Origin of the sequence: Pedobacter gandavensis (assembly GCF_032677645.1) — a bacterium.
GTDB lineage: Bacteria > Bacteroidota > Bacteroidia > Sphingobacteriales > Sphingobacteriaceae > Pedobacter > Pedobacter gandavensis_A.
Genome location: NZ_JAVTSB010000011.1, coordinates 48,663 through 63,014, shown reverse-complemented (window position 1 = coordinate 63,014; position 14,352 = coordinate 48,663). Strand labels below are relative to the sequence as shown.

Sequence of the window (14,352 nt, the reverse complement as noted above, 5' to 3'; positions counted from 1 at the left end):
AAACAATTGGAGATTACGATTAACAAATACATTGCACAAACAATACTATTAAAAGAAAAATAACTAAATATTCAATCATAAATATATTTTAAAATATATTTATTGTTTTGTAATACGAAATACAAACTCTACATTTGCCTGGGCTCAGCTAACGGAAAATCTATTGGAACAAAAAGACCAGGATCTGAGCATAAAAGAAGTCAAAGAAAATAATAATGAAAAAAAACAGGCCTAAAATTGGGATTCCTATCGTTCCATCTTTACTAAATCTGACACCAAAAGACAACACCTTATTTAAAGGTCATTTTCTAAAAAAGCGTTTGTTGCAAATCTCCCTTCTATCCATTGGCGTAGCCATTCTAATCAGCTTGATTGCAAAAGTTCTGGTTTTACTGATTAATCTGGTGACCAATATCTTTTTCTATGGTGCTATTGACATCACTTTTCACAGTCCGGCTGAAAACGACCTCGGATTATTCGTAATTATTCTTCCTGTAATCGGAGGTATTTTGGTCGGATTAATGGCCTTGTTTGGCTCTAAAGCAATCAGGGGTCACGGCATACCCGAAGCTATGGAGCAAATTTTAACCAATCACAGTAAGATTAAACCCGCTATTGCTTTTTTGAAACCCATTTCGTCCGCAATTGCCATTGGATCTGGCGGGCCTTTTGGCGCTGAGGGGCCAATTATTGCGACCGGAGCTGCATTAGGTTCAACTATTGGACAACTTTTTAAGATCACCTCTAATGAACGTAAAATTATCCTTGCAGCAGGTGCTACCGCAGGGATGTCGGCAATATTCGGGACCCCAATTGCAGCCATTTTTCTGGCTATAGAATTACTACTTTTTGAGTTCTCTCCTAAGGCCATTTTACCCGTAGCACTGGCCTGTATTACCGGAGCCGCGGGCCATCAACTGCTTTTCGAATCAGGTCCGGTTTTTCCGATGCCCGATTTAGGGAGTCCCACAAATTTTGCATTGGCCATTTATAGTGCCATTGGCATCCTCATTGGTTTTATCTCACTGGGGCTCACAAAAATAGTTTATTGGGTGGAAGATGCTTTTGAAAAGCTTCCTATCCATTGGATGTGGTGGCCGGCGATAGGTGGACTCGCTGTAGGGATAATTGGATATTTCTTCCCAAATACACTTGGAGTTGGTTACGATAACATTACCAATATGCTTTCCGGAAAAATTCCGCTTGCCTTAATGCTGAGTTTATGTTTTTTTAAGTTTCTTTCCTGGGCAATTGCACTTGGCAGTGGCACTTCAGGAGGCACCCTTGCGCCCCTTTTAACCATCGGTGGTGCGGCAGGAGCGATTTTAGGAACGCTGATATTGCTGTTTTTCCCTGAGTCAGGAATTAGTGTACCAATGGCAGCACTAATCGGCATGTCGTCCATGTTTGCAGGGGCTTCCAGAGCCTATTTAACGAGTATTATTTTTGCCCTGGAATCTACTATGCAATCGCAGGCCCTACTCCCATTACTGGGTGCATGTACAGCCTCTTACCTGGTTTCCTTTTTCTTTATGGAAAACACGATCATGACCGAGAAAATTGCCCGACGGGGCATCTATACACCAGATGCCTACGAACCAGACATTCTTAGAAGAATTGTGGTTTCAAAGGTGCTGGGAAGGGGTAAAAAGCTGGAACCACAAAGTCCTCCTTATAAAGAATTCTTAGCAGAAAACAGGCCCCACCTCCATCTTAATGATCCGCTATCTAAAGCCGTAGAATTGATGGCCCTACATGGCGAAGAAGTATTGCCAATAGTGCCTTCAGAGAATTCTAACGAGATAATTGGGTTACTTAATTATCATGATATACTCCATGCCTATAAGTTATATCATAAAGAAAATCAAGAAGTAGGAATTAACCTTTCTTTAAAAAGACAGCGCAAAAAAATCATGATACTAAGTCGTAAATTAATAAGGAGGCCGTAACTTACAACCGGTAGCGAAGCTTGATGTTTCTTCCTATAGCTTTTAGTAGTCCGGGATAGTCTTCTTTAGTCCCTTCAACAACATCCCAGTCGCCCTTTGAATTGCAGGCAAGCTGATATTCCATATTATTGAGGTTAATCTGGATGGTACTGGTTTCTTTTGTTATCCCCTTCGTTAAAACCACGTAGGTATAGTCTTTCTCATCAAAAGTGATGCGCATTTGTAAATTCATATTGCAATTAAAGCGTTGGAAATGGGCTTTTATTGTGTCCGGTTTAAAATACCCTAAAAATAACCAGGAACGGTAAAAAAGCTAAATTCTCTTGCAACTCCAATTTCAATAGCCCGGATACCCTTATCTACTTATCCCGGATAAGTGTAACTAAAAATGTTTGAGAAACCGCCCCTACTTAAATAGGGCTTAATCTACTCAGCACTATGACTTTATGAAATGATGTTTGAGGACCCCCCCAAACATCAATCAGATTATGAATTTATACTTCTACTTTATTTTGCGTTTCCCCACATGCGGTTTATAAACTTCCGGCTTGGACGCTCTATAAATTGATAAGTAACATAAGAGATGAGAATGAGTAAAATCAGATAGCCGATACAATACATCAATCCAGGGAAAAAATCAATATTCTGCTTCCCCCTTCCTATTCCCACCGTACCCGGCAGGTATGCACCATGCGAAAATGGTTCCTGCAGAAAGATTTGCATGAGGTAAACGGAATAAGAGATATTCCCTAAGAACTGCAGAAACTTCCGGTTACAGAAAGCGGCGATCTTACCCGTATTTGCCGTAAAACTAAGCACCAGAACTGCAAACAGGAAAACGGTTAATCCATCATTCAGCGAAAAGTGCATTGAGATAATAATCCCTAAAATGATGATCAATGAGGCCATATCAGAGGCGAAGGCTTTTTTAACCGCGCGCAATTCATAGAGCAGGTATACGAGTACACCAGCAGTAAAACCAGCTATTCCACGGATATATCCATAGTCGAATGTGGTGTTTAAATTATGAGGAACCGGGATAGCAGGATTAATCGGGTTTACCCTTGGCAGTAAAAACATAATCGCATAATAAGCCAGAACCACCAGAAAGAATAAAAGTACCGCAGCAAATGTCTTTTTCTTATTGATAAACAAGGCAATTAACGGAAACAGCAGGTAAGCAGCCCATTCCGCGCTGATACTCCAGGAAGGGATATTCCAGGAATAGATGTTTGTAAAGCCAAAGGAATGCAGTAAAAGAATATTTGGTAAAATATCAGCCGGCTGTTCTAAGATGATCGGCGGATTCCCCCAGTTGGTAAGCCAGCGCACAATGACGACCAGCAGCAGGAGAGAAAATAAATGCAGGGGGTAAACTCTTGCAAATCTGGCCACAAGAAAGCTTTTCAATGAGGAGGCCTGTATTCTATTTTTAAATTGGCTGCTATAGACATGCATCATAATAAAACCACTCATGATAAAGAAAAGATCCACCATGAGGTAAGATTTTTCAAAAAACATCGTTTGTGAAGCCGGAACAAATCGGGCGACTGCCATTTCAAAATGAAATACTGCGACCAGTAATGCAGCGATGCCCCTTAAGGCGGTTAACGAAGGAAGGTATTCTACTTGATGTGCTGTAATTGGAATAGGTTTGGCATTTACTGCCACTGTTTCCCTGGCGGGAGGAGAATAAATAGGGTTTTGGTTCATATTAGGTTTGAAGGTTTATAAAAAGCAATGCGCGCTGATTGTAAAAGTTACTATATTTTTTCAAATAATAGAATAAATATCGTTCGCTGTATTTTTAAATCCAGCTTCTATAGCAACTGAGCCAATTGGCCGGTTTTATTAAACGTAATTGTTACAGTAAGTGTAAGCTATGCACAGCAGCGAGATTATAAAAAGGCAGCATATTTGGGTCAAATGACCCTATTTCAGTTTCGGTATTCCTTTATCTTAGTACAGCGTTTATGCTTCCCCTCCCCAGGTAAGCCTACCTGTCGTCTAAAAACCTAAAGCCTGTGATAGAATCTAAGAAAATAAATGATAAGTATTTAGAAGCGCTGATCGTCTCTATTGAAAATTCTCCTCCGCAGGCAATCACGAAGAGATCAGAAGCCGATACCTTTGAGCTGTGGAGCGATCCGGCAATACTAGAGCAGTTATCAGGGAATATCGGAGCAATCTTTGTCAGAAGCCTACTGAACAGGTTAAATGTTGATGAGCATCATGTATTTAAATGGAGGCTGGAGAATAAATACAGGCAATATCAAATCTTAAATCATTATGTACCGGACTCCGTTGCCGAAAGCATGGGCCTCTCTGCACTATTAAACACAACTGATGGCGTTCAAAAAATCAGGGAATTATGTGCAGATGGCTTTTTCATAAAAGCAACATTAGGTCACCGAACCGGCGAAAATAAAAACTTCGACAGAACTGCTGATCTGGAAAACATCATACTTTCCCATCAAAAGGAAAGTGATCAGACCGAAAAATGGATGGTACAAAAGAGACTGAATCTAAAGGAAGAATTCAGGCTCCACACCTTTAGTAAAAAGGTGATTTACGGCCTTACATTTATCATGAAAGGTGAAGATTCCTTAAAGGGTGCTTATGCGGAGGAATTTGTGAAAGGGATTTTAGAAAAACTACCTGAAACCATTTCTCAGGGTACTTTAATTGGCTGGGACATTGGCATCACCGACAACAATGAATATTATGTGATTGAAACCAATGTTACCGGATTTCACCCGGAATATGCTCGTGGTTTTCAAACCAGTGGATATTTTGGAGATACGGAGTTTGGTTCTATCATGTGTGCCTGGTTAAATCATTATTTTAGCCTCAATTATCAGGTTTCCATAGATTCAGTGGAGAACAGCCTCCTTTCCAGCAATCCTTTCTATCAGGAATTCATGTATTATGCGGCATTATTTAAGAAGGAACAGCTGGAATTCCTGAGGAATCAGGTAAAAGCTACTAACATCGCTGGCATCCTGTATTTAGGCGAACAGATCAACCCGCTTTTAACTAATTTACTGACCTATTTTCAGATAGAGAATTTTGCCGACACCTACTATTTAATTGTAAACGGGAAAAATGCGCCCATGCTCAGGCAATTTTTTTCCGGACATGCCGACGTCATGATTTTAACGGAGAATGATTTGTTTACAGCAGATCAATATCAGCTCATTGAGCAATTAAGCTATGAAAGACGGAAAAAGATTTGCTCCTATCGAGCACTTCGCCGAATTCCGGAAATGGCTATTTTTATGCTGTGATTCTTAAATCTAAAATACGTTTGTTTATGGTGGGGCCTTTTGATCCTGAAAATTCAAAGAACATTAAGGAAAAAATTAATTCATTAGAAAACAGATTTAATTCTTATTTTTAAAACCAATAGCGCTACGGAGTATTCCAGGAGTTTAATAAAAACGGTGATTAACATATGAATACCAAGAATCCATTATTAATCTATAGAGCCTGGTTTGTCAATCTACCGATGACTTTGGCGGACCATGTTGCCCATTCGGTTTTTCTAACCCTTGCCAGGTATGAACCTCTGACTAACCTTAGACTCAAATGGGATTTCAGTAGTCATTCGATTCATTGCCCCGGGGCCTGGGCAGTCCCACTCTTCAACATGCTTAACCACCAGGTTCACCTGAAACAAGAGTTTAGCAACCAGCAAATGGCCGTTATTCTACTGTGTGCCACACAATTGAGCCTGCAACACCAAAACCTTCCAGGTCTTGATTTCAAGCGGGCGCAGTATATTAAAAATTTATTAAATGGAGATATGGAGCAGGCAACAAATTTCGAGCTGGAATTGCAACATGGCAGCGTATTTTTAAGCTGCGACAACTTCCTCGATCAACTTCAGGAAGCTGGTTTTAATTTTACGACAATCCATAGCTATCGGATCAAAAACCCCTAATCCTATCCTCAGTTACGAATGTCTTTTATAGTCTCCCGGAAAGTACCCCAGCTACCGAAACACCCTAATTAAAATGCTCCTTAATTTAGGAAATGGCGCTTCCCTATCCGCATTCCTGCGAGCGTTCCGGCACCGAATCACAGACTCCCCCTTCCCGCCTAAAAAGGCAATCCCTATCCTATAAAAAATTCAGAACAAATTATTATTTAGCACTTTTTTGACAATAAGATCAAAAATAAACCGTAATAATTATTATTTTAGAGTTTCAATAAATAGTATTTCCCAATCGAATAAAACATATCCGGATTAATGTACTGCCGGAATTAACAACATTTAAGAATGGAGAAACCGGGAAAGAATATTAAAAACCAACCAGCCCCCCTTTTGATTACTTAAACCAAATCTAATGCCCTCACCTCAGCTGCGATACGCTAAACTGTACCTTGTACATACAATCGTAGCAGATCATATTTTTCTAGTGGTATGAGGAGGATACGCGTGGCCATTGCAGAAGAAAATGAGCTATTCAGAAAAGGCCTCATTGCCCTTTTATCTGCGGATCGGCAACTAGAAGTTCCTATAGATATGGATAGTGGCAGCACCTTTATTGAAAAAATAAAAGGATTAAATGTACCTCCTGATATTGCCTTGATTGATCTTAATCTGCCAGGATTTAACGGTTTTGAATTAACGCAATTGCTCCAAAAAGATTACCCAAATATTCATGTGATCATTTTTTCGGCTTACGATCATGATCAGTCGATAGCCAAAGCGATTGATATGGGTGCAAGCGGTTATATTACTAAAAGCTGCAAATCCAGCGAACTGTTTGAAACGATCTTCAAGGTATATGAGCAAGGCAGTTATTTTTCCAAAGAAATATTGCAACGCGCAGTTAAAGCCTCCCATTACCGAAATGCTAAACCAGATTTTTCTTCCTTCCCTGTTGTGCTCACAAAGCGTGAAAAAGAGATTTTAAAGCTGTTATGCAAGGAATACAGCAATATTGAAATTGCAGACCGCTTGCAGTGCCTACTGTACCAGAATTAATTGCAGCAGGTAATTCCTACAATTCGCCGGCAGCAATGGCTAAAGCGGTGATAGATTTGGGTCGCCCGGCACCACGTATCAATGCACAAGCAGCTGGTTTTGCCATTCTGACTGCGATTTACCCTGGCGAAAGAGCCCGTTGCGTTGGCGTAGTCACCGCTGCGAATGTCAACACGGCTGCTGGCGCGCATGCTGTTCCTGCACTTACTGAAACGCATCTCATTTGTGTCAATGTAAATGGTGGCGGCTTGCATTGGGTGGCGCAAGGCAGCGATGGATTGTGCTATGATCCTGGAGATGGGAACTTAAATCACAATTGGGCGCCGGTAAATACCGGAGATGCCATGGGCCCAAACTATACTTTCTCTGGTTTATGGATCGTGGTTAGCTAGCCCTTCTATGACCGGAATTTGTTTTCGTAGTTAAAGAGCGTCTTTTGATAAGACGTTCTTTTCGTTGTTTTAGCAAGGGCAGATCTGCTGCTCCATTTCTACTCCTGTAAACACCTTGGTTTCTCTACTGCTTTCCGGAATTTCAAGGTTGGCCATCACTTTTTTTGCCAGCTCATGGACACGTAGTTTCATATATTCAGGTTCCAGAATCTCGGCAACATCTCCAAACATCAGGTACCAACGGGCAAATCCCTGGTCTGTTCTATTGATCATAAAGGTCATTTCTACCTGAGCACCCATGATCTTTTCTTCTACAAAGCCATAATTTTTTCTGCTGCTTTGCAGGTATTTTGCGGTTTTTCTATCGATCAATATCCTGACACAGATTTTCTCTTCCACATGACATCCCATATTTCGGTATTCCTCCAGTGCACCGTGGGCCTTCAGGTAAGGCTCAGCGGTTCTTCTGATCTGTGCAATGCGGTCGGTACGAAACTGACGGTAATCCTGCCTCAAATGACAATATCCTAAAACATACCAAAAGTTATTTTCATGGAAGAGGCCAACGGATTCAATGGTCCTTTGGCTGGCTTGGTCGGCTTCAACGGCCTGATACCATAAAATTAGTTGCTTCTGTTCTGCAATACTTTCCATAATAACCTCCAGCGCATCCGGTACATTTTTATTGAAAAGCACCTGACTTGGATTAACCAATATTTGTGATTCCAAAGCACTGATCCAATCCTTATCTTTATTTCTCAGCACCGATTTCACTTTGAACATGGCCGAGCTAAAATAAGCGCCCAAAGTTTTATCAGTCATCTGTTGCATGAGTTTTTCCGCAGCGACAAAACTACCGGCTTCCTCACGGGTAAACATGACAGGAGGCAGGCGGTATCCTTCCATAATGGAATAGCCAGAGCCGGCTTCGGATACAATAGGTACACCAGAGCTTTCCAGACTACGGATATCGCGGTAAATTGTGCGAAGGCTCACCTGAAAACGATCGGCAAGTTCCTGTGCTTTTACAATCCTGCTGGACTGCAACTGGATCAGTATCGCTACGATCCGGTCGAAACGTTTGGGGCTTTCATCGATCATTTTATCAGTATTTATTACCTGCTAAGATAACCATTCTCTAAAGAAATGATTTCGGTATTTAATGAAGTTTTTCCAACTGCTTTGCCGCCTCTTTTTTCGACAATACTTTTGGCGTAAATGTAACAGGTGATAAAGGCAGGTCATTTTTATCCGTTGGCGATGCATTTATGGCATCAGCCACTTCCATCCCTTCTACAATTTCGCCGAATACGGTATAATCCAGATCCAGACGAGGGATGCCTCCGATGGTTTTATAAGCGGCTCTTTGTGCCGGAGTATACTGATGACCTTTCTTTTTTTCCATAGCATCCAGCTGTTCATCAGTCTGCGGTTTACCGGCAACCAGATAGATTTGAGTCAGGTAAGAACTGTGTTCCGGATTGTCGTTTCTACCAGCTCCTAATGCTCCTTTTTTATGAAAAAGCGCTGGAACAATCTCCGCTGGAATGCGGGCTAATGGCTTTTCAGGACTTAATTTTTCTCTGTCGAGGATCGTTTCATCTAACTCTCCCCCCTGACTGACAAAAGCTTTGATCACCCGGTTAAAAGCGGCCTGATCATATAAACCTTGCTTGATACTTTTCAAAAAGGCGTCCCTGTGTTTGGGGGTTTGATCGTAAAGCATCAAGGTGATATTGCCCTTATTGGTTTCCAAACGGACAAATTTTGTTTGTGTATAACCGATAAGGGTAATTAGTACTAATGATAAAGTCGTAAAAAGGAATTTCATGTATTAAATTTTTGGCAGGCTGTAACCATTATGGTATGGAGCCATTAAGTATTTATTGTTAATTTGTTTATCGGTAAACTGGTTTTTCTGTGCATCCCAGGTTAGTTTTTCCCCGCTTTTATAGGCGATATTACCCATTTGGGCGATGCTGGCTACATGCGCACCTGCCTGAATGGAGCAATTCAGTTCGTCTTTCTTTCTTGACCTTACACAGTTAAAGAAGTTGACCATGTGGTTATTGAGGCCGTTATCTGAAGCTTTCACCAAAGGTTTACTGACCTTATTTCCGCTTTGTCTTTCTTCGACCACTTCCCATCCCCCTCTATTCAGAATCAACGTTCCATTGTTACCAACGTAAGCGATTCCATGATCCCTGTTATAAGAACCATTGTCGATGCCCATTGCAGAATCCCATACCAGATTGAATTTATCAAACTCGTAAAGCGTGGTCAGGGTATCCGGTGTTTCTTCGTATAAATCCGGATAGGCGAAACGGCCACCTAGTGCCGAAATACTTTTCGGAATAGGCGATCCCATGCCCAGCAAACCGTAATCCAGTAAATGTACGCCCCAATCCGTCATTAAGCCACCAGCATAATCCCAAAACCAGCGGAAATTAAAATGATATCTACTGGAATTAAAGGCTCTTTTCTGTGCAGGTCCCAGCCATAGGTTGTAGTCCACACCAGCCGGAACAGCAGAATCCGGAACCACTGGTCCGGGTTTCATCCAGCCTTGGTAGCACCAGACTTTAACCGTCCTGATGTTGCCGAGTTGTCCACTTTGCACAAAATCTACTGCATCTTTGAAATGCTGCTGACTCCGTTGCCATTGTCCTGCCTGCACTACTTTATTGTATTTTTCCTGTGCATTTACCATTGTTCTGCATTCCAGAATGGAATTGCCAACCGGCTTCTCTACATATACATCCTTGCCTGCTTCACATGCATGGATCATCATTAAGGCATGCCAATGATCTGGCGTTCCAATAATTACGGCATCAATATCTTTATTATCCAGCAAAGCGCGATAATCCTTATAGGTTTTAACCTTTGAAGCATCTACATTTAAGCCTTTCAAATCCCCCATCCGTTTATCCAGTACATTTTGATCGGCATCACAAAGTGCGATCAAATTTACACCGGGAACTTTTATCGCAGCTACCAGATCCGACCAACCCATTCCATTAATCCCAATTACCCCGATATTGATCTGGTCGTTGGCACCAATAGTGCGTTCATATAAAGCATAAGCAGGATTGTCAAGTGCAGAAAGTAGTACAGTACTGCCAATGGCGCCAGCACTATTTCGGATAAAGTTTCTTCGGTTGAGCATCGTTTTGGTTTGAAGGTTCGTTAGGACTGTAAAGTACTTAAAATCTTTCAGCCGGCAAAACTCAGTCCATTGGCATTTAAAAGGCATACCAGATAAATAAAGATAGTATTATGCTTTATTGTAATAGTAATACTATTACATTTGCAGTAAAGACATTCGAAATGGATCAGTTACTCGCAAACATCAAAATACAGGTGAACGACAAAATTTATGTCAAGGACCCTGAAACCACTGCACTCGGCAGGAAGATCATCAAGCATAGTTTGATGATTATAGATGAAATCGGCTTTGATAATTTCACGTTTAAAAAACTTGGCGAGCTGATTGGTTCCAATGAGAGCTCTATTTACCGTTACTTTGAAAACAAGCATAAATTACTGGTTTATTTATCCTCCTGGTATTGGAGTTGGATTGAGTACAAAATGGTATTTGCCACGGCCAATCTGGAGACGCCATTAAATCAATTGTTAAAAGCACTGGAGATCGTGACTGAAAAAATTGAGGACGACCTGAATACGCCTTATATTAATGAAGCTTTACTGAACAAGATCATCATTGCAGAGTTCACCAAGACCTTTTTAACGAAAGAAGTTGATGAAGAAAACAAAGAAGGCTTTTTCCTGATTTATAAAAGAGTGATCAACAGAATGGTGGCCATGGTGATCCTGATCGCTCCGGAATACCCCTACCCAAAAAGCCTGATTTCCGGTATTGTGGAGGGGGCATTACACCAGCATTTCCTGAAAGATCATTTCAAAACCATCACAGATTGCAATGAAACCGTTAGTCCTTCAGATTTTTACAAACACCTTATTCAGCACATTTTAAGTCCTAAATCATGAGCCCTGCCAAAAGATTCTTCAGTCTGCTAAAACTTGATAAAAAAGATGTTTACCAGATATTTTTCTACGCGATCATTGCCGGACTCATTAGTCTATCCCTGCCCTTAGGGATTCAGGCAATTGTGAATTTCCTTCAAAGTGGCAGAGTTAGTGTATCCTGGATCGTTCTGGTGATCGGTGTAGTAACCGGTGTTGCTTTTGTGGGGATTTTATCGCTCATGCAATTGCGGATTACAGAGAATCTACAGCAGAAGATCTTTGTCCGCTCTTCTTTTGAGTTCGCTTACCGCCTTCCGAAAATCAAATTTGACGAGTTATACCAGAATCTTTATCCCCCTGAAATTGCCAACCGTTTCTTTGATACTTTAACCATTCAGAAAGGCGTTTCAAAGTTACTACTGGACTATTCTTCTGCCTTACTACAAATTGGCTTCGGAATCATTCTGCTCTCCCTTTACCACCCATCCTTTATCTTATTTGGACTGATGTTGGTGATCTTACTATACCTGATCTTTAAATTCTCTTATACTACCGGAATTGACACCAGTATGAGCGAATCCAAGTATAAATACCGTGCAGCAGATTGGTTACAGGAGATTGCGCGCAATAAATATAGCTTTAGAAAAACGCTGAACTTCGACTATGCCCTTCAAAAGAACAACACCTTAACCAATAATTATCTGGATTACCGGGAGAAACATTTCAACATCATCAAGCGTCAGTATGTGCAGTTGATTATTTTTAAAGTGATCATTACAGCCGGCTTGCTCCTGATTGGTGGTTACCTGGTCTTGAACCAGCAAATGAACATCGGCCAGTTTGTAGCCTCAGAGATCATCATTCTGCTGGTTATTAATTCAGTCGAGAAAATTATCCTTGGTCTGGAAACCTTTTATGATGTACTAACTGCGGTAGAAAAGATTGGAAAAGTAACTGACATGGAAGTAGAAGAAGTTTTAGAAAATGAGGAAAAACCTCTTTATGACCGCATCGCACTGGAAACTGATCAACTGTCCTTTCGGTTCCCTGATGCTCAAAAAGATGCCTTAAAAGACATCTCTTTGAAAATTGAACAGGGTGAAAAAATCATCCTGAATGGAGGAAATGGCGCAGGAAAAACGACCCTGATCCGAACCCTATCCGGGATTTTAAAACCCAACAGCGGAGCTTTGTTTATCAATGACGATACTTTCCGAAAAATTGATATTAACCAGTACCGGTCACAAATTGGTACGATCATGTATGGGGAAAGTCCTTTTGAAGGTAGTATACTGGAAAACATTACGTTCAATGACCCGGCAATTACTGCTCAGGACATCCGCTGGGCATTAGATGCGGTGCAATTGAGCAGCTATATCAAAACGCTGCCTCAGGGGCTGGACACACAAATACTTCCGGAAGGCAGGCAAATGTCCTCTTCCAATGCGCAGAAAATCCTATTGGCGAGAAGCATTATCCGTAAACCGGCAATCCTTTTTTATGAGGATCCAACAGACCGTTTAGACCCGGACACTGCTGAAGAGATTATCGATTTCATCTGTTCTGAAAAACAGGGCTGGACGGTAGTGGTCTCTTCTGTTAACCCAACCTGGAAGTTAAAATCAAGCCGATCCATTACTATGGAAAACGGAAGAATCATCAGCGATCTAAAAAAATAAAGACATGCTCCATCTATCTGATCAAAAATACACCCAACAACATATCCTGGAACGCTATAGTGCAGTCAAAAACCTCAGAAACCGACCACATTACAAGGTACTGAACAGGATAATTTTAGCACTCTTTATCATTGGGATTATTGTGCTCTTTCTTCCATGGACACAAAATGTATCCGGTTCGGGAGCTGTAACAGCCCTAAAACCTAGTCAACGGCCGCAAACTGTCAATACCATTATTCCTGGTAAGATTGAAAAATGGTATGTGGAAGAAGGCGATTTTGTAAAAAAAGGAGACACAATCATTTTCCTTTCCGAAGTAAAAGAAGAATATTTTGATCCGAATTTACTACAAAACACAAAAAACCAGGCTGATGCCAAGAAGATGGCATTGGAATCTTATGGCGGAAAAGTAACTGCTTTAAACACACAAATTACCGCATTGGAAGGCGAGAAATCCCTAAAACACCAACAGGCAAAGAACAAAATCAGACAGTCTCTTTTGAAAATAAAGAGTGACAGTATGGATTTTGAGGCGATAAAAACACAGGTAAAAATTGCAGCTACCCAGGCTGAACGCTCCATCCAACTCCAAAAAGAAGGACTAAAACCCTTAACGGATGTGGAAGAAAAAAGGCTAAAATTACTGGATGCGCAGGCAAAATCGATCACTCAGGAGAATAAATTACTGACCGCCAGAAATGAACTGATCAATGCCAGGTTAGAAATAGAGCGACTTTCTGCAGAGTACGCCGAAAAAACCGCTAAGGCCAATAGCGATAAATACACCGCAATGAGCAGTCAGTTTGATGCTTCAGCACAGCTGAGTAAACTGGAAAATCAATATGCCAATTACAACATCCGCAATGGAATGTACTATGTTAAAGCACCACAAGATGGCTATGTAACGCGCGCACTACAGTCGGGAGTAGGCGAAACGGTAAAAGAAGGTATCGCGATTGTCAGCATTATGCCTGCTGCTTACGAGCTTGCGGTGGAGACTTATGTAAATCCGATAGACATTACGCTTTTAAAAAAGGACGAAAAAATCCGCGTATGGTTTGATGGATGGCCAACCATTGTTTTCTCCGGATGGCCGGATATGTCTTATGGCACTTTTGGTGGCAGAATTGTAGCGATTGACAATTCCATCAGCCCAAATGGCAAATACAGGGTACTCATTGCGCCCGACAAATCAGAAGATCCATGGCCAAAGCAATTGAGTATGGGTTCCGGTGCAGAAACCATCGCACTGTTAGAAACCGTACCTGTTTGGTTTGAGATTTGGAGAACCCTCAACGGCTTCCCTCCTAACTATTATCAATCGGAAAAACCTGCTACTTCTAAAAAATAAA

Annotated in this window: 13 protein-coding genes; 8 read left to right on the top strand and 5 right to left on the bottom strand. The window is 41.2% G+C overall.

Translation table 11 applies throughout. From position 1 onward, the window contains the following. Positions 1 to 215: 215 nt before the first annotated feature. Positions 216 to 1,949 (top strand): chloride channel protein, encoded by a 1,734-nt coding sequence (locus R2Q66_RS18130; RefSeq protein WP_316751634.1) that lies wholly within the window; start codon positions 216 to 218, stop codon positions 1,947 to 1,949. A gap of 1 nt (position 1,950) precedes the next feature. Here R2Q66_RS18130 and R2Q66_RS18125 read toward each other — a convergent pair whose 3' ends face one another. Together R2Q66_RS18125 and R2Q66_RS18120 are read right to left on the bottom strand one after the other, a co-directional pair. Further along, complete coding sequence (locus R2Q66_RS18125; RefSeq protein WP_316751632.1) at positions 1,951 to 2,181, bottom strand: hypothetical protein; 231 nt, start codon at positions 2,179 to 2,181, stop codon at positions 1,951 to 1,953. A gap of 275 nt (positions 2,182 to 2,456) precedes the next feature. Then, a complete protein-coding gene (locus R2Q66_RS18120; RefSeq protein ID WP_316751630.1) occupies positions 2,457 to 3,662 on the bottom strand; it encodes an acyltransferase in 1,206 nt (401 codons plus the stop codon). A 311-nt stretch (positions 3,663 to 3,973) separates the two neighbouring features. Here R2Q66_RS18120 and R2Q66_RS18115 point away from each other — a divergent pair, with 311 nt between their 5' ends. The 4 genes from R2Q66_RS18115 to R2Q66_RS18100 all read left to right on the top strand — a co-directional run bounded on the left by R2Q66_RS18115 (position 3,974) and on the right by R2Q66_RS18100 (position 7,334). Next, positions 3,974 to 5,236 (top strand): hypothetical protein, encoded by a 1,263-nt coding sequence (locus R2Q66_RS18115; RefSeq protein ID WP_316751628.1) that lies wholly within the window; start codon positions 3,974 to 3,976, stop codon positions 5,234 to 5,236. 167 nt (positions 5,237 to 5,403) lie between these two features. Beyond that, positions 5,404 to 5,892, top strand: a complete 489-nt coding sequence (locus R2Q66_RS18110) for a hypothetical protein (RefSeq protein ID WP_316751626.1) — start codon at positions 5,404 to 5,406, stop codon at positions 5,890 to 5,892. Between the two features lie 483 nt (positions 5,893 to 6,375). Beyond that, on the top strand, positions 6,376 to 6,942 hold the full coding sequence (locus R2Q66_RS18105) for a response regulator transcription factor (protein WP_316751624.1): 567 nt from the start codon (positions 6,376 to 6,378) through the stop codon (positions 6,940 to 6,942). Then, the gene (locus tag R2Q66_RS18100; protein ID WP_316751621.1) at positions 6,921 to 7,334 is read left to right on the top strand and encodes a hypothetical protein; all 414 of its coding nucleotides are present in this window, start codon (positions 6,921 to 6,923) and stop codon (positions 7,332 to 7,334) included. Before R2Q66_RS18105 ends, R2Q66_RS18100 begins: the two co-directional genes overlap by 22 nt. Positions 7,335 to 7,403: 69 nt before the next feature. On the opposite strand, the gene R2Q66_RS18095 is transcribed toward R2Q66_RS18100, so the two are convergent. The 3 genes from R2Q66_RS18095 to R2Q66_RS18085 are packed head-to-tail and all read right to left on the bottom strand — an operon-like array spanning position 7,404 to position 10,500. Beyond that, positions 7,404 to 8,435, bottom strand: a complete 1,032-nt coding sequence (locus R2Q66_RS18095; protein ID WP_316751619.1) for a YafY family protein — start codon at positions 8,433 to 8,435, stop codon at positions 7,404 to 7,406. Between the two features lie 58 nt (positions 8,436 to 8,493). Beyond that, the gene (locus R2Q66_RS18090; RefSeq protein ID WP_316751618.1) at positions 8,494 to 9,165 is read right to left on the bottom strand and encodes a peptidylprolyl isomerase; all 672 of its coding nucleotides are present in this window, start codon (positions 9,163 to 9,165) and stop codon (positions 8,494 to 8,496) included. Between the two features lie 3 nt (positions 9,166 to 9,168). Beyond that, the gene (locus R2Q66_RS18085) at positions 9,169 to 10,500 is read right to left on the bottom strand and encodes a Gfo/Idh/MocA family oxidoreductase (protein WP_316751616.1); all 1,332 of its coding nucleotides are present in this window, start codon (positions 10,498 to 10,500) and stop codon (positions 9,169 to 9,171) included. Between the two features lie 161 nt (positions 10,501 to 10,661). Here R2Q66_RS18085 and R2Q66_RS18080 point away from each other — a divergent pair, with 161 nt between their 5' ends. The 3 genes from R2Q66_RS18080 to R2Q66_RS18070 are packed head-to-tail and all read left to right on the top strand — an operon-like array spanning position 10,662 to position 14,351. Then, complete coding sequence (locus R2Q66_RS18080; RefSeq protein ID WP_316751614.1) at positions 10,662 to 11,342, top strand: TetR/AcrR family transcriptional regulator; 681 nt, start codon at positions 10,662 to 10,664, stop codon at positions 11,340 to 11,342. After that, complete coding sequence (locus tag R2Q66_RS18075) at positions 11,339 to 13,000, top strand: peptidase domain-containing ABC transporter (RefSeq protein WP_316751611.1); 1,662 nt, start codon at positions 11,339 to 11,341, stop codon at positions 12,998 to 13,000. Before R2Q66_RS18080 ends, R2Q66_RS18075 begins: the two co-directional genes overlap by 4 nt. Before the next feature lie 4 nt (positions 13,001 to 13,004). Beyond that, complete coding sequence (locus tag R2Q66_RS18070; RefSeq protein WP_316751609.1) at positions 13,005 to 14,351, top strand: HlyD family secretion protein; 1,347 nt, start codon at positions 13,005 to 13,007, stop codon at positions 14,349 to 14,351. Position 14,352: the final 1 nt, after the last annotated feature.

Bases quoted from the DNA above. Each gene is read 5' to 3' on its own strand.
- R2Q66_RS18130 (WP_316751634.1), top strand. From the start codon at position 216: ATGAAAAAAAACAGGCCTAAAATTGGGATTCCTATCGTTCCATCTTTA.
- R2Q66_RS18125 (WP_316751632.1), bottom strand. From the start codon at position 2,181: ATGAATTTACAAATGCGCATCACTTTTGATGAGAAAGACTATACCTAC.
- R2Q66_RS18120 (WP_316751630.1), bottom strand. From the start codon at position 3,662: ATGAACCAAAACCCTATTTATTCTCCTCCCGCCAGGGAAACAGTGGCA.
- R2Q66_RS18110 (WP_316751626.1), top strand. From the start codon at position 5,404: ATGAATACCAAGAATCCATTATTAATCTATAGAGCCTGGTTTGTCAAT.
- R2Q66_RS18105 (WP_316751624.1), top strand. From the start codon at position 6,376: ATGAGGAGGATACGCGTGGCCATTGCAGAAGAAAATGAGCTATTCAGA.
- R2Q66_RS18095 (WP_316751619.1), bottom strand. From the start codon at position 8,435: ATGATCGATGAAAGCCCCAAACGTTTCGACCGGATCGTAGCGATACTG.
- R2Q66_RS18090 (WP_316751618.1), bottom strand. From the start codon at position 9,165: ATGAAATTCCTTTTTACGACTTTATCATTAGTACTAATTACCCTTATC.
- R2Q66_RS18085 (WP_316751616.1), bottom strand. From the start codon at position 10,500: ATGCTCAACCGAAGAAACTTTATCCGAAATAGTGCTGGCGCCATTGGC.
- R2Q66_RS18080 (WP_316751614.1), top strand. From the start codon at position 10,662: ATGGATCAGTTACTCGCAAACATCAAAATACAGGTGAACGACAAAATT.
- R2Q66_RS18075 (WP_316751611.1), top strand. From the start codon at position 11,339: ATGAGCCCTGCCAAAAGATTCTTCAGTCTGCTAAAACTTGATAAAAAA.
- R2Q66_RS18070 (WP_316751609.1), top strand. From the start codon at position 13,005: ATGCTCCATCTATCTGATCAAAAATACACCCAACAACATATCCTGGAA.